Genomic DNA, 25245 nt, shown 5'->3' with positions numbered 1-25245 from the left:
CCCGGATGGACACGCCATGACGATGAGTTTTCCGGTTCCCTCCGGTCATTGTCACGACACGTCACTTCAGGAGGACCGATGAGCGTACTGGAACAGCGGCTGCGGGGCGTGCTGGGCGGGTTCGTGGCGCGGGGCGAGGTGCCGGGGCTGGTCGGGCTCGTCCATCATCGGGGCGAGACGCACGTCGTGCCGGTGGGCACGCTGGAGCGCGGCGGCGGGGCGGCCGTCGAGGCCGACTCGATCTTCCGGATCGCGTCGCTGACCAAGGCCGTCACCGCGGCGGCGGCGATGATCCTGGTGGAGGAGTGCGTCCTGCGGATCGACGACCCGATCGACGACCTGGTCCCCGAGCTGGCCGGTCGCCGGGTGTTGCGCGCCCTGGACGCGCCGCTGGACGACACGGTGCCCGCCACGCGGCCGATCACCGTCCGCGACCTGCTGACCTTCCGGCTCGGCACCGGACAGCTCCTGACCGAGGACGGCGCGGACTTCCCCATCCTGCGCGCGATGCGGGACCCGCGGATCGACCGCGGCCCCGACGGCCCCGGCAGCGGCCCCGGCGAATGGCTCGCGCGGCTGGGCGCGCTGCCGCTGATGTACCAGCCGGGCGAGCGGTGGATCTACCACACGGCCGCCGACGTCCTGGGCGTGCTGATCGCGCGGGCCGCGGGCAAGCCGCTGCACGACTTCATGACCGAGCGCATCTTCGAGCCCCTGGGCATGTACGACACCGGCTACCGCCTGCCCGCCGGCAAGCTCCGCCGCCTGGCGGGCTCCTACCGGCCGGACGGCTCGGGCGGCGTGACGCCGAGGCCCGACCCGCGCGTGTGGGACGAGCCGCCGCCCTTCCCGTCCGGCGGCGGCGGCCCCGGCCTGCTCTCGACCGCCCCCGACTACGCCGCGTTCTGCCGGATGCTGCTGGCACAGGGACGGCACGACCGCGGCCGGATCCTGTCGCGGGCCGGGCCGGTTCGGATGGGCCGGCGGGCTCGGCACCGCGGCCTGCACCGATCCGTCGGAGGGGCTGGTGGGCGTGCTGTTCACCCAGGTGGCGATGACCTCGCCGGTGGCGCCCAAGGTCTTCGAGGACTTCTGGACCGTGACGTACACCTCGATCGACCAGCACCTCGGCCCGTTTTCCGGAAGATAAGGTGGATATGCGGCGTTTCGGGGGATTTCGCCGCTCACAATTCTGAGGGGGACGGGTGGCGGAGTCGTTCGGCACGATGCTACGGAGCCTGCGACACGCCGCCGGGCTGACCATCGAGGAGCTCTCCCACGCCTCCGGCATCAGCGTGCGCGCCATCGGCGACATGGAGCGCGGGGCCAGCCGGGGCCCGCAGCGGCGCACCGTCGAGGCCCTGGCCGAGGCGCTGCGGCTGGACGAGCCGCGGCGCGCGGCGCTGTCCGACGCCGCCCGCGCCGGCCGCCCGCGCCAGGACACCGCGCCGGGCGCCTGCGAGCCGCCCCGCGGCGTGGGCGACTTCACCGGCCGCGAACGGGAGCTGCGCCTGCTGCGCGACCTGGCCGCCCGCACGGCCGAGGACGCGCCCGCCGTCGTCGCAGCCGTCTCCGGGGCGGCCGGCATCGGCAAGACCGCCCTGGCCGTGCGCGCCGCCGCGCACCTGGCCGACCTGTTCCCCGACGGCCGCTTCTACCTGGACCTGCGCGGCATGGACCCGGTCCCGCTGGACCCGTGCACGGCGCTGTCCAGGCTGCTCAACGCCCTGGGCGTGGCCGAGCGGCGCATCCCGGCCGACGAGGAGGACCGCGCCGGCCACTACCGCGCCCTGCTGCGCGGCCGGCGCTGCCTGATCATCCTGGACAACGCCGCGAACGAGGCCCAGGTGCGCCCGCTGCTGCCCGCCGAGGGGCCGGCCATGACGCTGGTCACCAGCCGCCGCCCGCTGGCCGGGCTGGAGGGCGTGCACCAGATGCCGCTGGCGCACCTGGCGGCCGGGGAGTCGGCCGCGCTGCTGCGCGCGATCGTCGGCGCCGAGCGCGCCGACGCCGACCCGGACGGGGTCGCGCAGGTGGCCGACCTGTGCGGGAACCTGCCGCTGGCGCTGCGCATCGCCGGGAACCGGCTGCAGAGCAGGCCCGGCTGGACCGCCGGTCACCTGGCCGCCCGCCTCGGCGACGAGGGACGCCGGGTGGAGTCGCTGGCGGCCGGCGACCTGTCGGTGGCGGCGGCCTTCGCGCTGTCGTACCGGCAGCTGTCGGCGCCCGCGCGGCGCGGCTTCCGGCGGCTGGCGCTGGCCGCCGCGCCGGACTTCGGGGTGCCGATGACGGCGGTCCTCGCCGAGCTCGGTCCGGACGAGGCCGAGGACGCCCTGGAGGAACTGGTCGATCTCGGGCTGCTACAGTCGCCCTACCCCGGCCGCTACCGCTTCCACGACCTGGTCCGGCTGTTCGCCCGCGCCCGGCTGTCGGACGAGGAGCCCATGACGGCGCAGCGGCAGGCGCGGCGGCGGATGGACGACTGGCTGCTGGAGGTCGCGACCGTCGCCGGGCGCTGGTTCGAGCCGGACTACGGCGCGCCGCCGTCCGGCTGGAGCTCGCTGGTCGAGCTGGACAGCGCGCGGCAGGCGCAGGAATGGCTCCAGGCCGAGGGCACGGCGTGGCTGGCCGCGCTGCGGCAGGCGGCCCGCGCCGGTGAGCACCCGCGGGTCGTCGAGGTGGCCGAGGCCATGCACTGGTTCTCCGACCTGTGGATGCATTGGGGGCACTGGCCCGAGGTGTTCGAGCTGTCGTCCGGGGCGGCCCGCGAAATGGGCGACCGCGCGCAGGAGGCGGTGCACCTCAACTACCTGTCCTGGGCGCGCACGTACTGCCAGGGCCGCTACGACGAGGGCGAGCGGGCCGCGCTGCGCGCGCTGGAGCTGGCCCGCGAGGTCGGGGACGTGCGCCAGCAGGGCTGGGCCCTGACCTACGCCACCTGGGCGCTGTGGGGGCGCGACGACCGGCGCGCCACGGAGACCGGCCTGGAGCACGCGCGGCGGGCGGCGGAGTGCTTCCGGCAGGCAGGCGACCCCGAGGGGTACGCGCAGGCCATGCTCAGCGTCGGCAACGGCCTGCGCCGGCTGGGCCGGATCGAGGAGACCGTACGGCACGGGCTGGAGCTGCTGGAACGGCTGCGCGACCCGGCGTTCGGCGGCACGCCGGTCATCGTCGCCCACGCCGTCGGGGCGGCGCTGGACCTGCTGAGCGACGGCTACTTCGCGCTCGGCCGCTGGGAGGAGGCCGCCGACCACTATCGCGAGGCGCTGGTCGAGCTGCGCAAGCGCCCGATCAACCGGGCCACGGCCCAGACACTGACGAACCTGGGCCGGGCGCTGGTCGAGCTGGGGCGGCGGGAGGAGGCGCGCGAGGCGTTCCAGGAGGCCCTGGAGCTGTACGAGGCCTCCGCCGACGCCGTCCGGGCGGCCCGCGTGACCGCCGAACTCGCCCGCCTGGCCCCGGTGAAGACCGCCGTCAAGACCGCTGTGACGATTCCGGATCCGGAAGGCGCTCGCTGAGCGGGCCGGTCAGGGGTCCACGAACCGTTCGATGAAGGTCAGGGCGGTGCCGCAGACCTCGCGCCAGCCGCTGTCCACCGTCATCGAGTGCCCGCGCCCCGGCAGCTCGACGATCTCGGTCAGATGGTGCCGGTTGCGCGCCTGCCACAGGTAGGAGGCGTGCGCGGCGGCCCACGGGACCGTGCGGTCCATCTCGCCGGCGACCAGCAGCAGCGGCCCCCGGTCCGGCGCGGTGCCGTCGAGGCCCGACGGGACGCCCGCCTCCGCCGCCTGGGCGGCGTACGTCTCGTACAGCCGCCTGGCCTCCTCCTCGCCGACGGCGTTGGCCACGGCGTGCCGGAAACGCCCGTACGTGAGCGCCCCGCGGAACGGCGCCGGGCTGATCGCCACGCAGGCGCAGGCCAGCCCGCGCCCGGCCAGGATCTGCGCGACCAGGCCGCCGGCGGCATGGCCGACCAGGGCGGGCCGGCGCACCAGCCCGCCGATCAGCCCCGCGAAGTGCCCGGCGGCATGCCCGGCGGCGTCGCCGTTCTCGGGCCAGGCCGGGATGACGGGGACGAACCCCGCCTGCCCGAACACCTCGGCCCAGGGCTCCCAGCTCCCGGCCAGCAACCACGGGTCGTGGACGAAGACGACCGGGACCCGCCCGGTGGCGTTGGCGTGCCGCACCTGGTCCAGGTCGTAGGCGGAGGGCATGGTGCGGGAGGTCAGCTCTCGTGCAGGGCCCGGCGCAGCGTGCCGGTGGCCAGCTCGATCGCCGACTCGGCCGCGTACGTGCCGCGCAGCGCGTTGAGCATGACGAAGTCGTGGATGATGCCCTGGTAGCGCACCGCGGTCACGGGCACCCCGGCCGCGCGCAGCTTGGCGGCGTACGCCTCGCCCTCGTCCCGCAGCACGTCCGCCTCGCCGGTGATGACCAGCGCCGGCGGCAGGCCGGCCAGCTCCTCGGCGGTGGCCCGCAGCGGGGACGCGGTGATCTCGGCGCGTTCGGCGTCCGAGGTCGTGTACTGGTCCCAGAACCACTGCATGCCGTCCCGGCGCAGGAAGTAGCCCTCGGCGAACTGCCGGTAGGACTCGGTGTCGAAGGACGCGTCGGTCACCGGGTAGAACAGCACCTGCCGGCGCAGCGACAGCCCGCCGCGCTGCTTGGCCATGATGGTCAGCGCGGCGGTCATGTTGCCGCCCACGGAGTCGCCGGCCACCGCGACGCGCGTGGCGTCCAGGCCCTTGGCGGCGCCGTCGGTGACGATCCAGCGGGCGACCGTCCAGTTCTGCTCGATGGCGACCGGGTAGCGGTGCTCGGGCGACAGGTCGTACTCGGGGAAGACCACGGCGGCGCCGGCGCCGGTCGCCAGCTCGCGGACCAGCCGGTCGTGGGTGTGGGCGTTGCCGAAGACCCAGCCGGCGCCGTGGATGTAGATGATCACGGGCAGGTCGCCGGTGCTGCCGGCGGGCCGCACGATGCGGGCCCTGACCTCGCCGGTGGGTCCGCCGGGGACCGTCACCCACTCCTCGTCCACGGCGGGCAGCTCGGCCGGGCCGGACTGCACCTCGTTGACGGCCTTGCGGCCCTCCTCCGGCGGGAGCTGGAAGAGGTACGGCGGCTCGGCGGTGGCCTCGGCGAACGCCTGAGCGGCGGGTTCCAGGACGGGCTTGATCATGATCGCTCCAGGAGAGAAGGGGTGGGAAGCGGGGGGGCCGTCACCCATCCAAGCGACCGTCCTGGGGAAAGACGAGGCGGAACCACAGGCAGAAGTACGTTTCCGCCTCGTGCGCGCGAGCGGCCCGGCTGTTGGATCGCTACCGGGGCCGACCGGTCCCCCTCTTGCCCCGAGAAGGAGTTTTTCCCATGACGGAGAGCATCACCCCGACGGTCGTCCTCGTGCACGGCGCGTTCGCCGACGCGGCGAGCTGGTCCGGCGTCATCGCCGAGTTGCAGCGGGACGGCATCCCCGTGGTGGCCCCACCGAACCCGCTGCGCGGCCTGGCCTCGGACGCGGCGTACGTCGCCTCCGTGGCGGCCCAGATCGACGGCCCGGTCGTGCTGGCAGGCCACTCGTACGGCGGCGCGATCATCACCGTGGCCGGCGCGGCGGACAACGTCGTCGGCCTCGTCTACGTCGCCGCGTACGTCCTCGACGAGGGCGAGAGCCTGGGCAAGCTCCAGGGCCGCTTCCCCGAGCCGCCGCTCGGCGCGAGCCTGCGGCAGGCGGCCTACCCGCTGCCGGACGGCGGCGCCGCCGTCGAGTTCACCATCGCCGCCGACGCCTTCCCCCGGGTCTTCGCCGCCGACGTGCCGGCCGAGGTCACCCGGGTCCTCGCGGTGGCGCAGCGGCCCCTGGCGGCCGGGGCGTTCACCGAGGCGGCGGCCACGGCGGCCTGGCGGGCCAAGCCGTCGTGGGCCGTCATCGCCGACGCCGACCAGGCCATCAACCCCGACGTGCAGCGGTTCGGGGCCGAGCGGGCCGGCGCGACCGCCGTGGAGGTCGCCGGCGCCTCGCACGCGGTCGCGGTGTCGCGGCCGAAGGAGGTCGCCGACGTGATCCGGGCGGCCGTCCGGGCCACCGCCTCCTGACGGCCGCCCGGCCGCCAGGAGGCGGGGTGGTCAGGACTGCTTGCCGAGCCCCTGGAAGCGGCTGTCGATGAAGTCGCCCCAGGTGGCGTCCAGCGACATCAGCTCGCCGTCCACCATCTTCCACTGGCGGGCCTTGTGCTGCGGGTAGGCGAAGAGCACCGACGACAGGCGCTCGTAGCCGGCGGGCATCGGCTTGGTGTGCACCCGGTGCGTGGACGGCCGGAACCGCCCGTCGGAGGCGCTGGTGAGCATCCGGCCGATGTTGCACAGCACGACGTCGGTCCCGGCGATCACCGGCTCGACCCAGGTGCCGTCGTGCAGCACGTACTGCAGGCCCTGGTCGGACGGGGGCAGCTGGAGGCCGAGCATCTGGATGCCGGAGTGCTCGTGGGCCAGCACCTCGCGGTCGCCGACGTCCCGGTAGTGGATCACCCGCAGGTTCGTCGCGTCGTGCGAGAGGTCCAGCTCGGGCGTGCCGGGCGGCATCATCCCCCGGACGACCTCGCCGAAGAGCGAGATCAGCCGGAAGGCGATGTCGAACACCTCGGCGGCGCGGGTGCCGAACGCCGGGAAGGCCCGCAGCACGTCACCCGCCCCGGGCGGCTGGTCGCCGATCATGGCGCCGCTGACGTGGATGAACTCCTTCGGGTCGGGCACGCCGTTGGCCAGGCGCGGGATCTCCGAGTTGTACGGGAAGAACCCGTGCGTGCCGCCGACGGCGAGCTGCGGGACGGCGTCGAAGGCGTAGTCGGACAGGCTCGGCCCGGTCGCCCGGCAGGCCGCGGCGAACTCGTTCATCATGGCCTCGACGCGCTCGCCGATGCCGGGCACCTCCGCGGCCATGAAGCCCCATCCGGTCAGCTGCGACCTGATGGCGTCGGTGGCGGCGGCCATGTCCGCCTCGATGTCATGCAGCCTGACGACGGGGGCGCGGCCGCTGAGTTCCATGAGAGGGACGTCCATTGTCACTCCGTTTCTCGATGACCGTTCGGGGATGGTTCGTCGTACGTGCTACGTGCTACGTGCCGGTGCTGCTCAGGTGGCGCGGGTTGCGGGAGGCGGGGGCGAGGCCGAGACGCTGGGCGACCAGGGCGACCTCGGTGCGGTTGGAGCAGTTGAACTTGACGAGCAGGTTCGAGATGTGGCGCTTGACGCCGTGGATGGAGATGCCCATCGAGCGGGCGATCTGGTGGTTGCTCATACCGCGCAGCAGCAGCGCCAGCACCATGTGCTCACGCTCGGTCAGGCGGCTGAGCAGGTCGGGGCCGCCCCTGGACGGGACGGGCGCGTCGCCGCGCAGCAGCCGATCGAAGGTGCCCGACAAGCCGGCGACATTGATCTCGTCCCACAGCAGGCAACCGGCCAGCCCGTACCGCTGGACGACGCAGGGGGCGAGCTCCTCCCCCTGGCGCACCATGGCCACGATCTGCGGGCGGGCCCGGCGGGGGCCTCCGCCGAGCACGTCCGGCAGGACGGCGAGCGGGATCACCGCCACGTCGAAGTCCTCGCCGGCCAGCAGCAGCCGGGCCTCCGCGCAGCTGCGCACGACCGCGACCCCGGCCACGTTCGACACCTTCATCAGCAGCGGCGGGAGCCCGTAGAAGGAGACCTCGTCCTCGGCGAGCCAGAAGACGGACAGCCTGGAGCACCTCGCCCGGAGGCTGGAAGGGGAGGCCGGGATCGGCTGGGCGGCCTCCAGCGTGATGGCACTCATCGCATGATCCTCTCTGCGTCGGCGAACGGCGGTCGGTCGGTACGCGGCGGCGGCTCACTCAGTCGCGGCGTCTCACCAGGTGGAAGGAGAAGTCGGTGCCCCTGTGGTAGTCCTGCGAATACAGCACCGGCCGTCCGGCGCTGTCGTGGTGGGTCTGGAGGAGCAGCAGCCAGGCGCCGCCGTCCTCGTGGGTGCCGATGCGCTCGGCCTGGGCGTGGCTGAGGGTCACCGCGCGAACCTGGGCGACGGCGTAGGCGATGGTGTGGCCGTGCTCGGTGAGGAGCTGGAACAGCGAGCCGGTCCAGTCCACTTCGTCCAGGGGGCGGCCGATGAGCGAGCGCGGGAACAGGTCGATCGAGTACAGCAGCGCGTCGTCCCGGTGCCTGCGCAGGCGTTCCAGCCGGACGATGGCCTCGCCGGGCGGCAGTTGCAGCAGCTCGCGCTGGTGGCGGTCCGGCTCGGTGGCCACGACGTCGAGGACGGTGTTGTCGGCGGTGAACCCGCGGCTGGCCAGCATCTCGGTGACGCCTTCGAGGCGGGTCAGCGGCCGGTCCAGGCTGGGCTGCGAGGTGAGGTAGCGGCCGTCGCCGTGCCTGGCCTGGATGAGCCCTTCCTGCTCCAGGAGCTTGAACGCCTCCCTGATGCTGGTGCGCCCGACGTCGAACAGGGTCATGAGCTCGTTCTCCGACGGCAGCCTGTCACCGGGGCGCAGCCCCTGCTCGACGATCAGGGCGTGCAGCCGGTCACGGATCTGGATGGCCAGGGTGGGATGACGTCGTGTCACGCGGGTCTCTCCTGCACGGACGGACCGCGGAGCGGGGCGATGCCGAGCTCGGCGGCCGATGGGTAGCTGGGGGCACAGAACCGGCGCGTGACCGAGACGGTCGCCACCTGGCAGGCGAGCCGGACGCCGCGCACCAGGCCCGCGCCGGCGCAGAGGGCGGCCGCCAGGGCGCCGGTGAAGGCGTCACCCGCGCCGGTGGTGTCCACAACGCGCACGCTGGGGACGTCGATCAGCATAGTGCCGCCGTCGTCGGCGATCTCGGCGCCGTGCTCGCCGCGGGTGACGACGACGGTGCGTCCCCTGGTCCTGCCGCGCAGGTCGTCCAGGTCGCCGGGGGTGTCGCCGGCCAGCGCGGACAGCTCGCCCTCGTTGAGCACCAGCAGGTCGGCCCGGGCCAGCAGCTCCTTCCCGGTCCCCTCCAGGAACGGTCCCGCCGGGCTCGGGTTGAGCAGGACGCGCACGCCCGGCGGGGCCGCCGTCGCGGCGGCGTAGGAGATCTCCAGCGGGATCTCCCCCTGCAGGACGAGCACGGACCCGGCGGGCAGGCCGGCGGCGGCGGCGGCCGCCTGGGCGGGCGGCAGCAGGTCGGCGGCCCCCGGCCAGGTCATGACCATCTGCCTGCCACCCGCGTCGACGTAGACGAAGCTGCGCCCGGTCGCGACGCCGACGGCCGTGGTGCAATCGCCGACCTCGATGCCCTCGGCGCGCAGCTCGGCCAGCGCCACCGGCCGGGCGGCGTCGTCGCCGAGGCAGCCGACGAACCGGGCGGGAGCGCCCAGCCGGGCGGCGGCGACGGCCACGTTCGCGGCCTTGCCGCCGTGCGCGGTGGCGTAGTCGGCGGCGTTGACGCTCTCGCCCGGCTCCGGCAGGTGGCCGCCGAACATGTAGAGGTCGACGATGTAGGCCCCGACCGCGACGACGGTCACGAGCCCAGCCCCAGGGCGCAGGGCGCGATGCTGTCGGCGTCGACGGTCACGCGCACGTCGGGGTGGTGGTGCGCGAAGGTCACCGGGAGCAGCACGTCCGGCTCGGTGGTGAGCAGCAGCACCCGGACGATGTAGCGCTTCCAGGCGCCCCCGTCGGTGATCAGGTGCAGCCGGCGGGCGGAGAGGATCTCCGACATGCCGACGGTGATCGCCATCCGCGGGATCGCCTGCGTGTAGCCGCCGGTCACCCGGTGGGAGTGGGCCACGATCGTGTCGTCGAGCAGGGGGACGACGCGTGTGGTCGAGGCGGCGAACTCCGCGGCGGTGTACTGGTGCCAGCGCGTGGACGGCGGCTCGTTGAAGGCCAGGTGCCCCCGGTAGCCGAAGCCCGCGTAGCAGGTGTCGGCGCCGCCCTCGCCCCGCAGGCGCGTGCCGAACGCGTCCGGGTCGAACACGTCGGGGAAGACGACGTTGCCGGGGTGGGGCCGCAGGTCGGGGTCGAGGAGCTGGTAGAGGTTGCGGTCGCAATAGCCGCGGAAGCTGAAGGGGTGCGAGGGGTCCACCGGCCGGCCCTGCCAGTCGAGGAACTCGTCCATGTGGAAGGCGAACACGTCGGCCCAGCTGATGCGCTCCTCGTTGCAGATGCGCGCCAGGATCGGGTACTGCGCCTTCGGGCCCACGGGCAGGATCCAGCGGGTGGGCTCGCCGCGCATGTTGCGGGCGCGTAACTCGTCGGCCATCTCCCGGGCCAGCCGGTAGTAGAGCTCGGTGGTGTCGGGGTAGACGGTCAGCGGGTGGCGGGCGATGGCCGCCAGTTCCTCTGCGGGCATGGACAACATCTCGTCGGTCAGCTCGGCCGACGTGCGGGGATAGGGGTAGTCGAGGTGCCTCGCGCTCGCGGTGGTCACGTCACTCCTCCTCACAAGCTGCGGGTTGCAGGAATCGGGACAGGACGTTCCGGGTGATTCGCCTGATGTCACCGTCACAGCAGGCGAGGCTGGTCACCCAGTTGACGGATCCGGCGGCGAACACCGCGCCGCCTGATCCGAGCAGTCGCAGGGTCATGTCGGCGCGTACGGCCTGCGCGCCCAGCCCGGCCTCCTCGGTAGGGGGCCGGTAGTGGTGGCCGTGGCCGCCCGCGGAGGTCGCGAGCACCAGGGTGTCCGGTGGGGTGCCGAGCTCGGGCGCGGCCCGGTCGATCTCGTCCCCCGCCGCCCCGCCGAGCGCGAGACCGCAGCAGCCCACCGGGTCGGTCCCGACGCCCTCGAACACCCAGGACGCCTCCTCCCGGTGACTGTCGGGCAGGCGGGTGTAGCCGGGGGCGGGCCCCCAGCCCTGGGCGGCGAAGCCGACGCCGAGCAGCTCCTGCGGCGCCAGGCCGCGGTGCCGCCAGAGGCCGCCGGGCTCGCCGGTGGAGGTCAGCACGTCCTCGCCGGGCTCGTCGTCCCACCAGTCGCCGACGTGGCCGCGGCGGACCTCGATGGCGTGCGGGTGCCGCGGGTCGACGCCGGTCACCCAGTAGAACCCGTTGCCGCCCAGGTACATGAGCCGGCCGCCGCCGGACACGTACGCGCCGAAGGCCGCGCGTTCGGGGGCGGTGACGTACTCGGGGTGGCTGCCGGTCAGGACGACGCGGTAGGCGGACAGCAGGCCGGCGCCGCCTTCGTGCACGTCCTCGTCGGCCAGCACGTCGAAGGCGAAGCCCGCCGACCGCAGCCAGCGCAGCAGCAGCAGGTCGGCGGCGAAGTGGCGCGGCGCGCCGGTCATCCACCAGCGGTAGTCGGGGGTGAGGTTGAGCACCGGGCGGCGTCTGGAGGAGTGGGTGACGTGGCCGCCCTCGCGCCGCTGGTCGTACAGGGACAGGCCGAGCTCGCGGTGCTCGTTGAGGTAGGCGTCCACCGGGGAGAGCGTGATCACGCGGTCGGTGACCTGCCGGTAGTCGCCGAAGTACTCGGCCTCGCTGGACTGCCGGTGGTTGGCGTAGGCGAGATAGGTGAACGTGGGCAGGACGACCGCGACCGGGTTCCTGCGCGCCGCGTCCGGGCGCACCACCACCGGCAGCACGCACGACTGCCCCCGGGTCCGCAGGCGGACGCCGAGCACGGTGGAGCCGGCGTCCTGCGGGACGGTCAGCTCGCACGTCACCGGCCAGCGGGCGTCGTCGAGGTCCTCCGGGCTGACCTGGAGCGCGGTGCGGGCGCCGCCGCCCGGCCCGGCGAGCCCGGCCAGCGGCCGGTTGACGGCGCTCGCGTGGTGCCCGTTGCCGCTGACGTCCGGGACGACGGGCGCGCCGGGACCGGCGGACGGGTCCCACAGGGCCAGCAGCTCGGGGCCCAGGTGTTTGACCAGCTCGGGACCGGTGGTCAGGTCGGTCAGCGGAACGCGGCCGGGCATGGCGAGCGGGCCTTCGGTCAGCATGGGCAGGGCGATCCGGCCCGCGTACGGGTGCTCGTCGCCCGCCCCGATCAGCAGCTCGCCCGACGGGGACGGCAGCGGCAGGCGGGCCCGCCCGGCGCTCACGCCCGCGGTGCGGAAGTCGTTCAGATGCAGGACGGTCATCAGCGGCGCCGCCTCCCACGCCACGGCCAGCAGCGACCACTCCCCCGCCGGGACGGCCGAGCGCAGCCGGCAGCCCATGCTCCCCGACGGCGTCAGCACGGTCGCCTCGGGCCTGCCCTCCTCGTCGAGCGCGAGCAGCAGCCGCCAGCCGGAGGCGCCCAGGCGGGCCACGACCTGGCGCGGCCCGAGCCGCTTCGGCCGGATCCAGAGGGCGAGGCCGCCCCTGGCGGGCGTCGGCACCGAGGCCGCCTCCAGCCGGGAGCCGGGCCGCAGCGGCCGCGGCTCGATCGTCACCGGCACGGCCGGGGTCAGGTCGCTCTCCCGGACGAGGTCCACGAGGGCGGCGTCGGCGTCCCCGTCCGGGCCGGAGGCGTGCACGGCCAGCCGCTCACCGGGCGCCGCGGACCAGCGGTCGGCGTACCCCATCAGGCGGGGTTCCCGGTCGATGGCCATCACGCGTCTCCTCGCCGGTAGGGGATGCCGACGTAGGCCGGCATGCGGAGCCGTTGGGCGACCGTGACCAGCACCAGCAGCGTGGTGAGGTACGGCGTGGCGTACACGAGCTGGGTGGGGACCGAGTCGGTGCCCTGGAAGACCGCGAAGGCGGCGGCGCCGAGCAGCGCCAGCGTCGCGGCCAGGCGCAGCCGCGTACGGACGAGCGCGACCGCCGCGACCCAGGCCAGCACGGCCCCGAGCAGCAGCAGCACGTGCACCGCGCTCGCCTGGCGCAGTTGCAGGGCGTCGGCGTAACCGAACAGCAGCGCCCCGGCGGCCGTGCCGGACGGCCGCCAGTTGCCGAAGATCATGGCGGCCAGCCCGATGAAGCCCCGGCCGCCGGTCTGGCCCTCGCGATAGACGGTCGAGGAGACGGTGACCAGGTAGGCCCCGCCGAGCCCGGCCAGCCCGCCGGAGACCAGCACGCCGTAGTACCGCATCCGCAGCACCGGGACCCCGAGCGAGTCCGCCGCCGCCGGGTGCTCTCCCGCCGACCGCAGCCGCAGCCCGAACGCGGTACGCCAGAGCAGCACGAAGCTCAGCGGGACCAGCGCGACGGCGACCACGGTGAGCAGCGAGACCTCGTGCAGGAACCCCCGCACGATCCCGGCGAGGTCGGACACCAGGAAGAACCGGCCGCGCTCCAGCCCGCCGAGCAGGTCGGGCGTGCCCCCGCCGCCCGCCAGGACGGGCACGCTCACCGTGCCGATCGACCCGCTCACCGGCGGCGACTGGGTGGCCCCCGCCCCCGGCAGGCCGCTGAAGGCGATGACCGACATGAACCGGGCCACGCCCACCGCCAGGATGTTGATCGCGATGCCGCACACCACCTGGTCGACCCCGAACGTGACGGTGACGACCGCGTGCAGCAGCCCGGCCGCGACCCCGCCGAGCGTGCCGGCCAGCACCCCGGCCCAGACGCCGAACCCGTACCCGGCCCAGGCCCCGCAGACCGTGCCGATGATCATCATGCCCTCGATGCCGAGGTTGGCGACGCCCGCGCGCTCGCTCCACAGGCCGCTCAGCCCGGCGAGCCCGATCGGGACCGCCAGCCGCAGCGCCGCCCCCACGACGCCCGACCCGGTGAGCTCGTCGGCGCCGGTGAACACCCTGACCACCGACATCGCCAGCAACAGGACGAGCGCGGCCCGCCACCACCGGTACCGTCCCGCGCTCATACGGACGGCTCCAGCGCCGGGGACGCCTGCTCCCGTACGAGCCGCTCGGCCCGCCTGCGTTCCATCCGCCGCGCCACCTCGTAGGCCACCACGACGCTGAGCACGATGACGCCCTGCATGATCGTGACGATCTCCTTGGGGATGCCCTCGATGTCGAGGATCAGCGCCGACCGTTCCAGGAACCCGAAGAGCAGGGCGGCCAGCGCGATGCCCGCGGGCGTGTTGCGGCCGAGCAGGGCCACGGCGATCCCGGTGAAGCCCGCGCCGGAGGGGAAGTCCATGCCGTACCGGTAGGTCTGGCCCAGCAGGTCGGGCAGCCCGGCCAGGCCCGCCAGGCCGCCGGACAACAACATCGTGACGAGGATCATCCGGCGCGGGTCGATGCCCTGGACGCGCGCCGCCACCGGGTTCAGGCCGCCGGCCCGCAGCTCGTAGCCGTAGCGGGTGCGGGTGAGCAGCACGTGCACCGCCACCCCCAGCACGACCGCGCCCAGCGTGGCCGAGCCGAGCTGGTCGCCCGACGGCAGCGTGAGCTGCGGCAGGCGGGCCGACGGCGGCAGCTCCTGCGTCGAGCCGGAGGTGCTGCCGGCGGCGAAGACCTCGGCCAGCAGGTAGGCGACGACGGCGGTGGCGACGTAGTTCAGCAGCAGCGTGGACAGCACCTCGGAGACCCCGCGCCACACCTTGAGCACCGCGGCGATCCCCGCCCAGAGGGCTCCGGCCAGCACGGCGACCAGGCAGACGAACGCCAGGTGCAGCGGGCCCGGCAGCCGCACGGCCGCCCCGGCGACCGCCGCGAACAGCGCGGCCACGTGGTACTGGCCCTCGACCCCGATGTTGAACAGCTTCATCCGGAAGGTGACGGCCACGGCGAGGGCGGCGAAGAAGTAGACGGCCGCCCGGTTCACCGCGGAGACGAGCGAGTCCGGCCGGACCCCGAACTCCAGCATCGTCAGATACGTCCGCCCCGGCGCGGCCCCCACCGCGGCCAGCAGCGCGGTGGCGACCGTGAGCGCGATCAGCAGCGCGAGCGCCGGGACGGCGAGCACGCCCAGCGCTTCCCGGCCCGCCGCCCGCGCCCGGCTCATCGGCTCTCCGCCGGCCTGGCGGGCACCTTGATCTCGCCCGAGACGATCTGTTTGCGCAGCTCCTCCAGCCGCGGCTGGATGTCGGCGAGCTCGCCGCCGCTGGTGGCGTAGCCGACCCCGCCCTCCTTGAGCCCGAACTCGCGCACCCCGGCGATCGGCCGGCCCGCCACCGCGTCCCGGACGATGCTCAGCACCGCGACGTCGAGCTGCTTGGTGGCGCTGGTCAGGATCACCCCGGCGAGCCCGGGATCGACCGTCTTGCGCTGGTCGACGTCGACGCCGATCGCCCACTTGCCGGCCGCCTTGGCCGCCTGGAAGACGCCGAGCCCGGACGCCCCGGCGGCGTGGTAGACGACGTCGGCGCCGCCGTCGTACATGCCGCGGGCCGCCTCCTGGGCCTTGTCGGGGGCGGAGAAGCCGCTGAAGTCGGGCGGCTGGGACATGAACACGCTGGAGAGCTGGATGCCGGGTTTCACCGCGCGGGCGCCGGCCGCGTACCCGGCGAGGAACTTCTCCTGCGGCGGCGTCTGCACCCCGCCGACGAAGCCGATCTTCCCGCTGGCGGACTTGAGCGCGGCCGCCGCGCCGACCAGGTAGCTGGCCTGCTCCTCGCGGAACACCACGTTGGTGACGTTGGGCAGCTTCACGGTGGCGTCGTCGATGATGACGAACTGGGTGCGGGGGAAGGCGGGGGCGACCTTCGCCAGCGGCTGGGCGTAGAAGAAGCCGACGGCCAGCACCGGGTTGTGGCCGGTCTGGGCCAGCAGCCGCAGGATCTCCTCCAGGTCGGACCCGGCGGCGTTGGGGCTGAGCTCCTTGGCCGAGACGCCCAGCTCGGCCTTCGCGCGGTCGACGCCGGCCCCCACCGAGTCGTTGAAGGATCTGTCGCCGCGCCCGCCGCGGCTGAAGGCCACGCCGACCGAGGTGGCGCCCTTCTTCTCGGCGGCGGGGCTGACGGCGGTGCAGGCGGCGAGCGAGCACAACGCCGCGAAGAGTGCGAGGACGCGGACGAACACAGGGGCAGCGGCTAATCGGGGCACTGGGGGCACCTCTCAGACGGGACGCCCGCGCCCGGCGCGGGCCCTGGCGGCCTGCCTCCGCAGGCCGATCCTGGCCGGTGCGTTCCCGGCTCCAGCGACCATCATGAATACTCGTCAGACAAGCGTCAATACTTCTCTGAGAAATCGGCCATGGCGTGCCGTTCGAGCCACGCGGCCACCCCGTCGTCGTCGTTGGAGGCGGTCACCTCGCCCACCGCGCCGAGCACGGCGGGATGGGCGTTGGCCACCGCCACCGCGGTTCCGGCCCAGGTCAGCATGGGGAGGTCGTTCGGCATGTCGCCGAAGGCGATCACGTCGGCGCTGCCCAGGCCGAGCCGGGACGCCATCGACTCCAGGGCCGCGGCCTTGGTCACGCCGGACCGCATCACCTCGCAGAACACGTCGGCCGAGATGGTTACCTCACAGCCGGTCAGGATCCCGCGCACGGTCTCGTAGTACTGGCGGGCGGCGCCTTCGAGCTGGACCATGAGCTTGCCGACGTCGTGCCGGTCGATCTCGCCCTCCAGGCGGGGCACCCGCCGCGCGTCGCGGGCCAGCGGCTCGGGCAGGTGGAAGGCGTCCTCCAGGAGCAGTTCGAGGCGGCACTCGGCGCCCAGGCGCACGCCGGGGAAACGGTCGCGCAGCAGCGCCAGCGTCGCGGCGAGCGGCTGCCGGTCCAGCGGGCGGTAGTCGACCACCTCCTCGCTGCCGAAGTCGAAGGTGATCGAGCCGTTCCCGCAGACGGCCACGGCCGCGTGGTCCAGCGCCGCGGCCACCGGACGGGTGTCGCGGACCGGCCGCGCGGTCGCGATGACGAACACGTGCCCGGCGGCGCGGGCCCGGCGCACGGCGGTCCTGGTGCGCTCGGAGACCTGGCCGCGGGAGTCCAGGAGCGTCCCGTCGAGGTCGCACACGATCATCCGGCGGCTCACGGCGTGACGTCCTTCCCGACGCGCGACTCGATGACGTCGAGCGCGCCGGCGGCCAGGATGCCGCCGATGGTCTCGGCCAGTCCGCGCCGGGCCGCCAGCCCCTGCACGACCACCAGGCTCTCGGTCAGGCCGGTGCCGGCCCGCCAGGACCGTTCCGGCATCGACCCGGCCACCCGCGGCAGGTCGCGGGTGGTGGTGCGCACGGTCAGCAGCACGTGGGCCGCTCCGCCGTCGACCGAGGCCAGCAGCCGCGCGACCCGCTGGATCGCGGCGCGTCTGCGGGTGTCCCGCCAGGCGGCGGGGCTCGCGACGACCTGCGGGAAGCAGGTGCGCAGCGTGGCGACGACCCGCAGGTCGTGCTCGTCCAGGGCGGAGCCGGGGCCGTCGGTCTCGATGACGGCGTCGGCCAGCTCGGGGACCTTGGCCTCCGTGGCGCCGAACGACGGGACGATCCGTACCGGCAGCGGCACGCTCTGGAAGAACTGCCGGGAGATCTTCGGGAAGCCGGTCGCGACCCGGGCCCCGGCGGGCAGGCCGGCGGCGTCCACGGCGGGATGCCCGGAGGGGACGGCGAGCACCAGCCGCCAGGGCGGCACGCACCCGCTCGCCTCGACCAGCTCGACCTTCGCACCGGTCTCCTCGATCCAGTCGGTGCCGGTCACGCCGAAGTCGAAGACGCCTCTCTCCACGGCGAGCGGGATCTCCCGCGGCTTGTGGAAGGCCACCTCGACGCCGCCGTCGTAGGCGATGCTCGCCCGGTAGCTGCGCTCGGACGGCCGGCGCACCTCCAGCCCGGCCGCGGCGAACAGATCGAGGACGGGACGCTCCAGGAACGTGCCCTTGGGCAGCGCGAGCGAGACCATGCAGTCCTCCTCGGAACAGGGGGACCGGCCCCCGGCGACTGGGCGTACGGCGCGCACCGGCAAGCGTCCCCGTCCGGCCGGGCGGCGGCAAGTGAACCATGGTGGTGGCCGAAGGTTGACTTCGATTCCTGACCAGTGTTCGCGATGATGGGAAAGGGGGGGTTCACGGGAGAGGAAACGACGAGTGTCCACATGCCTGACCCTCCTGCCCGCCGTCGACGTGCGCGGCGGCCGGGCCGTCCGCCTGCTGCGCGGCGAGTCCGGGTCCGAGACCTGGTACGGCGACCCGCTCGACGCGGCGCTGGCCTGGCAGGACGCGGGCGCCGACTGGGTGCACCTGGTGGACCTGGACGCCGCCTTCGGCACCGGCTCCAACCGGGCGCGGATCGCCGAGGTCGTCGGCGCCCTGGACATCCCGGTCGAGCTGTGCGGCGGCGTGCGCGACGACGCGAGCCTGGCGGCGGCGCTGGCCACCGGCTGCGGCCGGGTGGTGCTCGGCACCGGCGCGCTGGAGCGTCCGGCGTGGGTGGCGGAGGTCATCGACCGGCACGGCGACCGGGTGGCCGTCGAGCTGGACGTCTGGGGCACCACCGTACGCAGCCATGGCTGGACCCGCGACGCCGGCGAGCTGTACGAGACCCTGGCCCGCCTCGACGCGGCCGGCTGCGCCCGGTACGTCGTCACCGACATCGCCAGGGACGGCACCCTCGGCGGCCCCAACCTGAAGCTGCTGCGCGACGTCTGCGCCGCCACCGGCCGGCCCGTCGTGGCCTCCGGCGGGATCTCCAGCCTGGACGACCTGCGCGCCGTCTCCTCCCTGACCCCGCTGGGCGTCGAGGGCGTGGTGGTGGGCAAGGCGCTGTACGCCGGCCGGTTCACCCTGCGACAGGCCCTGGACGCGGTACGCAAACCGGAGCCCTAGACCGGCCGCATGGCCAGCGCGCGCAGGGCCAGCTCGACCATGCCCGAGCCGGGCGACTCGGCGGCCAGGCGGCGCAGGGCGTCGCCGTCCAGCCAGCGGGCCTCGTCGAACTTGTCCTGCTCGATGGCGGGCCGGGTCAGGTCGCCCTCGACCGTGGCCAGCACGTCGATCTCGCGCCGCAGGCCGCCGTCGCCGCCGGTCCAGTCGAAGACGTCCACCAGGCCGCCCACCCGCAGCAGCCGCCAGCCGGTCTCCTCCTCGATCTCCCTGGCCAGCGCCGCGCACAGCGTCTCGCCCCGCTCGACGTGCCCGCCGACGATGTCCCAGCAGCCGGGGAAGAGCCGCACGTGGGCCGCCCGCCGTTGCAGGAACACCTCGCCGAGCGGGTTGAACAGCACGGCGCCGACCACGCAGCGCACGCCCGTGGCGGACGCCTCCCGCTGGATCGGCTCGAACTCCGCCGGATGGGGGGCGCAGGTCATGCGGTCTCCTGGTGCGCGTAGTAGGTGGCGTAGAGCGCCGCGAACGGACCGTCGCGGCGCAGCAGCTCGTCGAACCGGCCCTGCTCGGCGATCTCGCCGCCGTGCAGCACGAGGACGCGGTCGGCGCGCCGGATGGTGGACAGCCGGTGAGCGATCACCACGACCGTGCGCCCGGCGCACAGCCGGGCCAGCGCGTCCTGGATGCCGCGTTCGGTCAGCGGGTCGACGCTGGCGGTCGGCTCGTCCAGCAGCAGGATGTCCGGCTCGCGGACGAACATCCGGGCCAGGGCGATGAGCTGCCGCTGCCCGACCGACACGCCCTGCCCGCCGGCGGCCAGGCGGTCGTCCAGGGACATCGGCATGCTGCGGTCCCACACGCGGTGGCCGATCCGCTCGACGGCCCGTACGACGTCGTCGCGGCCGGCGCCGGGACGGCCGTAGGCGATGTTCTCGGCGAGCGTGCCCGCGAAGATGAACGGGTGCTGCGGGACGACCCCCACCCGCCGCCGGTAGGCCCGCAGGTCCAGGCCGCGGATGTCGCGGCCGTCGACCAGCAGCTCGCCGCCCTGGAAGTCGTAGGCGCGGGCGATCAGCTTGGCCAGCGTGGACTTGCCGCCGCCGGTGTGCCCGACGACCGCCACCGTCTCGCGGGCCGCGAGGCGCACGTCGAAGTCGCGGAACACGGCGGCGCCCGAGCCGTACCGGAAGTGCAGGCCGCGCGCCTCGATCTCGCCGGTCAGCGCGGTCACCGGCGCGTTGCCGCTCTGGACGACGGCGTGGTCGCTGTCGATCAGCGCGAACACCCGCTCGGCGGCGGCCAGCCCCTGCTGGAACAGGCTCCAGAACGAGGCGGCCTGGGTGACCGGCTGCCAGAGCATGCCGAGCGCCTGGAGGGCGAAGTACCACTCGCCCGCCGAGAGCCTGCCGATCGCCGCGAACCGGCCGCCCTGGTACAGCACGACCGCCGTGGCCAGACCCGCCAGCAGCGTCAGGACCGGCAGGATGACCGCGTAGATGAGGCCCTGCCGGACGTAGATGCGGTACGACAGCCGGTTGACGTCGTCGAAGTCGTCGTGGACGGCCTGCTCGCGGCCGAAGCTCTTGGCGACCGCGATGCCGAGCATGGTCTCGTGCACGTTGGCGTTGACCTTGGCCATCACCCGCCGCGTGGCCGCCGCCGCCGTGCGGGCCACCCGGCGGAAGGCCAGCGCGGTGCCCAGCAGGAACGGCAGCGCCGCCAGGATGACCAGGCCGAGGCCGGGGTCGATCCAGAACACCACGCCGCCGAGCAGCACCACCAGGAAGAGCTGGCTGATCAGGTTCAGGGTGAGGGTGAGCACCGAGCCGAAGCCCTCGGTGTCGCCGGTGACCCGGCTGAGCACCTTGCCGACCGAGTTCTCGTCGTAGAAGGCGACGTCCTTGGCGAGCGCGGCGTCGGCGGCCTCGCACTGCAGCCGGTAGACCATGCCGCCCACCAGCCGCGCGGTGATCGCCTGGCGGGCCCAGTTCATCGCCCAGGCCAGCACCGCCGCCGCGACCACGAACAGGCACAGCAGCAGGCCGGGGCCGCTGCCCCCGCCGGCCTGGTCGATCAGGCGGGAGACGACGATCGGCACGGAGGCGGTCAGGAGCACCGAGCCCGCGACGAGCAGGGCCGAGCCGATCATGCCGGCGCGGTGGGCGCGCAACTGTCGCAGGATGCGGGCCAGCAGGCGGCGGTTGCCGTACACGCGGTCGTAGGCGTCGGCGTGCAGGCCCGCGAACAGGTCGCTCACGGGCGCCGCCGATCCTGGGCGTCAGCCACTGTAGATCTCCCGGTAGAGCGCGCAGCGCGCCATCAGTTCGTCGTGCGAGCCCTGGTCGACGACCCGGCCGCCGTCCAGCAGCAGGATGAGGTCGGCGCGGCGGATCTGGCCGGGGCGGTGCGAGACCAGCACCGTCGTGCGGCCCGCCGTCGCGCGCTCGATCGCCTCGGTGATCGCCGATTCGGTACGGGCGTCCACGGCGCTGGTCGCGTCGTCGAGGGTGAGGATGCGCGGCTCGGTCAGCAGGGCCCTGGCGATGGCCAGCCGCTGCCGCTGCCCGCCGGACAGCGTCGTGCCGCCCTCGTTGAGCACGGTGGCGTAGCCGTCGGCCATCCCCTGGACGAACTCGTCCGCGCACGCCTGCTTGGCGACGCGCAGGACGTCCTCGTACCCGGCGGCGTGCGGGGCGCCGAAGGCGATGTTGTCCAGCACGCTCTTGGAGAACAGGAAGATCTCCTGGTCCACGTGGCCGATCTGGCGGCGCAGCGCGCCCGGCTCCCACTCGCGCACGTCCCGACCGTCGATCAGCACCCGGCCCTCGGTGGCGTCGTACATGCGGTTGACCAGTTTGATCAGCATGCTCTTGCCGCTGCCGGTGGGGCCGACGACGGCGAGGGTGCGGCCGGCGGGCAGGTGGAAGGAGACCTCGCGCAGGATGTCCCGGCCCTCGTGGCGCAGCGACACCCGGTCGAAGGTGATCGCGCCCTCGACGGCGGCCGTGCTGCCGCGGGTGTCCTCGCCCTCGCCGGGGGCGCCGTCGATGATCTGCCGCATGCGCGCGGCGGCCGCGAAGCCCTCCTGGATGACCGGCACGGCCTGCTCGGACATGGTGACGGGCTGCGCGAACAGCAGCAGCCAGCCGAGGTAGGTCACCACCTGGGACAGCGCCAGCTCCCCTTGCGAGTAGAGGTAGAGGGAGTGCAGGGAGCCGGTCACCATGGCGAGGGCGAAGCTCAGCGCGGGCAGGTAGACCGCCTGCGCCCGGCCGCGCCGGACGAAGGCGTCCCGGTAGGCGGCGGCGGCCGATCTGAGGGCGTGCCGCTCAAGATCCTCCTGCGTGGCGGCCTTGACGGTGGCGATGCCCGACAGCGTGGTGGAGAAGCGTTCGTTGAGGTCGGCGAAGGTCTCGCGGGTGCGCATGACCAGCGGGTAGAGCCGGCGCAGGTGGTAACGCAGCGCGTAGGCGAACACCAGGACCAGCACGCCGGGGGCCAGCAGCAGCCGCGGGTCCAGCGAGGCGATGAACAGGATCGGCACCAGCAGGGCCAGCACGCCGTTGGCGGCGGTGGCCGCCCCGGGGCTGAGCATGTAGTCGACGAGCCTGGCGTCGTTGATGGCACGGGCCAGGATGTCGCCGATGCGCTGCTGGTCGTGGAAGGCCATGCGCTTGGTCAGCAGGCTGCGGTACAGCTCGTCGCGCACGTCCCGTTTGACGCGCTGGGCGACGACCTCCATCGAGCCGTTCGACAGCAGGTCGGCGACGAACCGGCCGACCGCCAGCAGCGCGGCCGCCAGCGCCGCCACCCCGACCGCGCCGAGGTCGTGGCGCGGGCCGGTGGCCTCGGCGAACGCCGCGCCGATCTGGACGGGGACGAGCGTGGAGCACAGGCTCGCCGCCGCGGCCGCCACGGTGAACAGCAGCAGCGACGGCCGGTGCCGGCGCAGATGACCGGCGATCCACCGGCCCACCCCCCGCGACGCGACCGGATCAGGTGACCCGGCCGGATCCCGCGACGCGACCGGATCAGGTGACCTGGCCGGATCCGGCGACGCGACCGGCCGCCCGCCCGCGGCCGGTCGCGCCCGCTCGGTCATGCCTCCCCCTCCTCGTCGACGGCCCCGGCCTAGGCCGAGGCCCGGACGGACCCGGTCAGCAGGCCGAAGCCGTTCGTCGCGGCGGTGTTGAGCTCGGCCATCACCCGGTCGCACAGGGCGGAGGCGGCCAGCGCGTCGGACACCGACGGCACGCCCTTGACCGGGGGACGGCCACCCGTCTGGGGCTCGGCCGACCGCTGCGCGCAGGCGTCCACGAACGCCTGCAACTCGGGCCCGAAGCCGCTGCGCCCCCACCCGTGGTCCAGGTTGCGGGTGGCGTGCAGCTCCTGGCCGTAGGGCACGCCGTCGGACAGTTCGAGCGTCACCCGTTCCAGCGACGGCGCGCTGTACCGGCTGCCGTCCATGCCCTGGACGGTGACGCCCACCATGAACCGCTTGACGTGGTTGCCCATGCGCAGCGTGGACAGCGAGCCGTCGTGGTGCCGCAGGAACAGGTTGATCTGGAAACGATCGGCGTCACTGGCGATGGCGTGCGCGTCCACCTGGACGACCGGCGACGGCACGAACCAGCGGGCCAGGTCGAGGGCGTGCACCCCGTTGTGCCGGATCCACGCCTCCAGGGTGGTGTCCACCCCCCACTGCGGCGCGGACGGGTGGCGGCTGTAGAAGTCGATGGTCACCGAGCACGGGGTGGCCCGGATCTCCTCGCTCAGCTCGTGCAGCCGCTGCAGCGTCTCGGCGTAGCGGAAGTTGAAGCCCACCTGGACGTGCCGCCCGGTGCGGCGCACCACGTGCTCCAGGTCCTGGAGCGCGGGCGTGGACGGCCCGGCCGGCTTCTCGACGAAGCAGTCCACCCCGCGCTCGGCGAGCTGCCGGACCAGCAGGTAGGACGGCTCCGGCGGGACGGCCAGCACGGCGGCGTCCACCATCTCCAGGTCGAGCTCGTCCACCGAGGAGACGCAGGTCGCGCCGCCGGCCAGCGACTGCACGTCGGCGGCCAGCGACAGGTCGGGGTCGACGCAGGCCACGACCTGGTGGCCGCGGATGCGTTGCAGGAACGGGAACAGGTTCTGCTGCATCTGGCGGCCGCAGCCGACCAGGGCGAGGCGCAGGAGGTCAGCCACGGCCGGCCCCCGTGGGGGCGTTCCACGCCTCGAACGCCTGCCGCACCCGGTCGCGCAGGTCGCCCCAGTCGATGTCGCGGTGGGCCAGGCACACGAAGGACGGGTGCCCTTCGAGCAGCAGGATGCCGACCCCGGCGAGCTCGGCCAGCAGCGCCTCGCGACGCTCCTTGTCGCCCAGCAGCTCCACGTCGTGGTAGACGAGCTCGAACATGCCGCCGCCGAGCACCGGACGGGCGCCCACCAGGGCCTCGACCCCGGCGTCCGCGGCGGCCGCGGTGAAGGAGGCGGCCACCTGCGTGCCGATCCGGCCGAGCTCGGTCCAGCCGTCCGGCGAGTCGCCGACGGGCTTCTCCAGGATGTCGCGGGTGGCCAGCGCCGCGTAGACGGCGATCATCTCCTTGGAGAAGGTGCCGCTCAGCCGGGCCTTCTCGGCCAGCGCGAGCAGGTCGGCGTCGCCGGCCAGGATGCTCAGCGGGGCGCCGTTGGCCAGCGCCTTGCCGATCACGATCAGGTCGGAGCCGAGGGCGTTGTCGTGGTCGTAGCCGAGGGGCGAGATCCGGCCGCCGGTCTTGGTCTCGTCGAAGACGGTGAGCAGGCCGGCCTCGCGGCACATGGCGACGGCCTGGCGCAGCACGTCGGCCGTGGTGAAGGAGGCCAGGTACGCGTCAAAGACGAAGCAGCCCAGCCGGCCGCGGTGCCGTTCCAGCAGCTCGGCGAGGGATTCCAGGCGCAGGTCCACCCAGTTGGCCACCGGCTCGGACTCGCCGACGCCGCGCATGCCGTCGGTGTAGCGCAGCTTGTCCCGCAGCGGGGAGTGCAGCGGCTCGTGCCACTTGAGGGAGTCGGCGATCTGGGAGTCGTGCCAGCCGACGTAACCGCTGCGGATGATGCCGAGCCGGCCGGTGCGCATCGCGGCCAGCCGGAAGGCGGCGGTGACGGCCTCGGAGGCGGTCTTGAAGAACGCGCCGCGGTCGCCGGGCCGCTCGCCGAGCAGCCGGTCGAGGTATTCCTGGTGGAACGTGGTGTAGCCCGGCAGCATGACTCCGTTGCCGAGATAACCGCAGAGAATTTCGTTGAACTGGGCGTCCGCGTGGCCGATTATCACTGGGCCATAACCCATGACGAAATCGATGTACGGTACGCCGTTCGCGTCGGACACCTCGCCCCGCCGCCCCCGCGAGAACAAGAGCTGCTGCCCCGCGGACCTGAACTTACGCGTGATCTTCGAGTGAGCTATGCGCTCATATTCCGACAACGATCCTCCCCCCATTGGGATTCTAATTAAGATCGGAATTTCAATTTCTGAAGACAGTACCGTCCGGTCGCCGGGACCCGTCAAGTACTCTTTCTTCCAGTGCTCCCGGCGAGGGCGGACGACATATCAAGACCGCGAGAGCCGCGTCAAGTGCTCCTTTTTCCAGGGTCACGCCACCTTGACAGCGAGGTGCCCGCAATATCAAGTTG

The 25245-nt window shown here is 73.7% G+C and carries 22 protein-coding genes; 4 read left to right on the top strand and 18 right to left on the bottom strand.

What is annotated here, in order from left to right; genetic code table 11:
• The first annotated feature begins 78 nt into the window (after positions 1-78).
• Together ABZ444_RS01395 and ABZ444_RS01390 are read left to right on the top strand one after the other, a co-directional pair.
• The gene (locus ABZ444_RS01395) at positions 79-1260 is read left to right on the top strand and encodes a serine hydrolase domain-containing protein (protein ID WP_357991036.1); all 1182 of its coding nucleotides are present in this window, start codon (positions 79-81) and stop codon (positions 1258-1260) included.
• Positions 1206-3518, top strand: coding sequence for a tetratricopeptide repeat protein (locus ABZ444_RS01390; protein ID WP_357991033.1), 2313 nt, complete (start codon positions 1206-1208; stop codon positions 3516-3518). The genes ABZ444_RS01395 and ABZ444_RS01390 overlap by 55 nt, the downstream gene beginning before the upstream one ends.
• A gap of 9 nt (positions 3519-3527) precedes the next feature.
• Here the strand turns inward: ABZ444_RS01390 and ABZ444_RS01385 are convergent, their stop codons facing one another.
• On the bottom strand, positions 3528-4214 hold the full coding sequence (locus ABZ444_RS01385) for an alpha/beta fold hydrolase (protein WP_357991030.1): 687 nt from the start codon (positions 4212-4214) through the stop codon (positions 3528-3530).
• An 11-nt stretch (positions 4215-4225) separates the two neighbouring features.
• Positions 4226-5179 carry an alpha/beta hydrolase gene (locus ABZ444_RS01380; RefSeq protein WP_357991028.1) on the bottom strand — a complete coding sequence of 318 codons (954 nt, stop codon included), beginning with the start codon at positions 5177-5179 and terminating at the stop codon, positions 4226-4228.
• 188 nt (positions 5180-5367) lie between these two features.
• Here ABZ444_RS01380 and ABZ444_RS01375 point away from each other — a divergent pair, with 188 nt between their 5' ends.
• A complete protein-coding gene (locus ABZ444_RS01375) occupies positions 5368-6093 on the top strand; it encodes an alpha/beta hydrolase (protein WP_357991025.1) in 726 nt (241 codons plus the stop codon).
• 30 nt (positions 6094-6123) lie between these two features.
• On the opposite strand, the gene ABZ444_RS01370 is transcribed toward ABZ444_RS01375, so the two are convergent.
• The 11 genes from ABZ444_RS01370 to hisG form a co-directional block, all read right to left on the bottom strand.
• Positions 6124-7056 carry a 2OG-Fe(II) oxygenase family protein gene (locus ABZ444_RS01370; protein WP_357991022.1) on the bottom strand — a complete coding sequence of 311 codons (933 nt, stop codon included), beginning with the start codon at positions 7054-7056 and terminating at the stop codon, positions 6124-6126.
• Between the two features lie 55 nt (positions 7057-7111).
• On the bottom strand, positions 7112-7807 hold the full coding sequence (locus ABZ444_RS01365) for a LuxR C-terminal-related transcriptional regulator (RefSeq protein WP_357991019.1): 696 nt from the start codon (positions 7805-7807) through the stop codon (positions 7112-7114).
• A 58-nt stretch (positions 7808-7865) separates the two neighbouring features.
• Positions 7866-8591: a GntR family transcriptional regulator gene (locus ABZ444_RS01360; RefSeq protein WP_357991016.1), complete on the bottom strand. Its 726-nt coding sequence runs from the start codon at positions 8589-8591 to the stop codon at positions 7866-7868.
• Positions 8588-9517: a PfkB family carbohydrate kinase gene (locus ABZ444_RS01355; protein WP_357991013.1), complete on the bottom strand. Its 930-nt coding sequence runs from the start codon at positions 9515-9517 to the stop codon at positions 8588-8590. The genes ABZ444_RS01360 and ABZ444_RS01355 overlap by 4 nt, the downstream gene beginning before the upstream one ends.
• On the bottom strand, positions 9514-10425 hold the full coding sequence (locus ABZ444_RS01350; protein ID WP_357991010.1) for a hypothetical protein: 912 nt from the start codon (positions 10423-10425) through the stop codon (positions 9514-9516). Before ABZ444_RS01350 ends, ABZ444_RS01355 begins: the two co-directional genes overlap by 4 nt.
• Before the next feature lies 1 nt (position 10426).
• The gene (locus ABZ444_RS01345) at positions 10427-12529 is read right to left on the bottom strand and encodes a N,N-dimethylformamidase beta subunit family domain-containing protein (RefSeq protein WP_357991007.1); all 2103 of its coding nucleotides are present in this window, start codon (positions 12527-12529) and stop codon (positions 10427-10429) included.
• Positions 12529-13749 carry an ABC transporter permease gene (locus tag ABZ444_RS01340; RefSeq protein WP_357970761.1) on the bottom strand — a complete coding sequence of 407 codons (1221 nt, stop codon included), beginning with the start codon at positions 13747-13749 and terminating at the stop codon, positions 12529-12531. The genes ABZ444_RS01345 and ABZ444_RS01340 overlap by 1 nt, the downstream gene beginning before the upstream one ends.
• The gene (locus tag ABZ444_RS01335) at positions 13746-14837 is read right to left on the bottom strand and encodes an ABC transporter permease (RefSeq protein ID WP_357991004.1); all 1092 of its coding nucleotides are present in this window, start codon (positions 14835-14837) and stop codon (positions 13746-13748) included. Before ABZ444_RS01335 ends, ABZ444_RS01340 begins: the two co-directional genes overlap by 4 nt.
• Positions 14834-15853 carry a BMP family ABC transporter substrate-binding protein gene (locus ABZ444_RS01330; RefSeq protein WP_357970754.1) on the bottom strand — a complete coding sequence of 340 codons (1020 nt, stop codon included), beginning with the start codon at positions 15851-15853 and terminating at the stop codon, positions 14834-14836. Before ABZ444_RS01330 ends, ABZ444_RS01335 begins: the two co-directional genes overlap by 4 nt.
• Before the next feature lie 149 nt (positions 15854-16002).
• On the bottom strand, positions 16003-16809 hold the full coding sequence (locus ABZ444_RS01325) for an HAD family hydrolase (RefSeq protein ID WP_357991001.1): 807 nt from the start codon (positions 16807-16809) through the stop codon (positions 16003-16005).
• Entirely contained in the window at positions 16806-17672 is an 867-nt protein-coding gene (gene hisG / locus ABZ444_RS01320) for an ATP phosphoribosyltransferase (RefSeq protein WP_357990998.1), read from the bottom strand. The genes ABZ444_RS01325 and hisG overlap by 4 nt, the downstream gene beginning before the upstream one ends.
• Positions 17673-17856: 184 nt before the next feature.
• Between hisG and priA the strand changes: the two genes are divergently transcribed.
• Positions 17857-18594 (top strand): bifunctional 1-(5-phosphoribosyl)-5-((5-phosphoribosylamino)methylideneamino)imidazole-4-carboxamide isomerase/phosphoribosylanthranilate isomerase PriA, encoded by a 738-nt coding sequence (gene priA, locus ABZ444_RS01315; RefSeq protein WP_357990995.1) that lies wholly within the window; start codon positions 17857-17859, stop codon positions 18592-18594.
• Here the strand turns inward: priA and ABZ444_RS01310 are convergent.
• From ABZ444_RS01310 to ABZ444_RS01290, 5 genes are read right to left on the bottom strand one after another with little or no spacing between them, the layout of a single operon-like run.
• Positions 18591-19076: an NUDIX domain-containing protein gene (locus ABZ444_RS01310; protein WP_357970745.1), complete on the bottom strand. Its 486-nt coding sequence runs from the start codon at positions 19074-19076 to the stop codon at positions 18591-18593. The genes priA and ABZ444_RS01310 overlap by 4 nt on opposite strands.
• Positions 19073-20851 (bottom strand): ABC transporter ATP-binding protein, encoded by a 1779-nt coding sequence (locus ABZ444_RS01305; protein ID WP_357990992.1) that lies wholly within the window; start codon positions 20849-20851, stop codon positions 19073-19075. The genes ABZ444_RS01310 and ABZ444_RS01305 overlap by 4 nt, the downstream gene beginning before the upstream one ends.
• A gap of 21 nt (positions 20852-20872) precedes the next feature.
• Positions 20873-22696 carry an ABC transporter ATP-binding protein gene (locus ABZ444_RS01300; protein WP_357990989.1) on the bottom strand — a complete coding sequence of 608 codons (1824 nt, stop codon included), beginning with the start codon at positions 22694-22696 and terminating at the stop codon, positions 20873-20875.
• Between the two features lie 29 nt (positions 22697-22725).
• Positions 22726-23781 carry a Gfo/Idh/MocA family oxidoreductase gene (locus ABZ444_RS01295; protein ID WP_357990986.1) on the bottom strand — a complete coding sequence of 352 codons (1056 nt, stop codon included), beginning with the start codon at positions 23779-23781 and terminating at the stop codon, positions 22726-22728.
• Positions 23774-25051 carry an aminotransferase class III-fold pyridoxal phosphate-dependent enzyme gene (locus tag ABZ444_RS01290; RefSeq protein ID WP_357990983.1) on the bottom strand — a complete coding sequence of 426 codons (1278 nt, stop codon included), beginning with the start codon at positions 25049-25051 and terminating at the stop codon, positions 23774-23776. Before ABZ444_RS01290 ends, ABZ444_RS01295 begins: the two co-directional genes overlap by 8 nt.
• Between the last annotated feature and the right edge of the window lie 194 nt (positions 25052-25245).

Origin of the sequence: Nonomuraea sp. NPDC005730, from assembly GCF_040630865.1 — a bacterium.
Lineage (GTDB): Bacteria > Actinomycetota > Actinomycetes > Streptosporangiales > Streptosporangiaceae > Nonomuraea.
The sequence above is the reverse complement of the archived record's forward strand: the minus strand, read 5'-3'. Positions and strand labels throughout refer to the sequence as shown.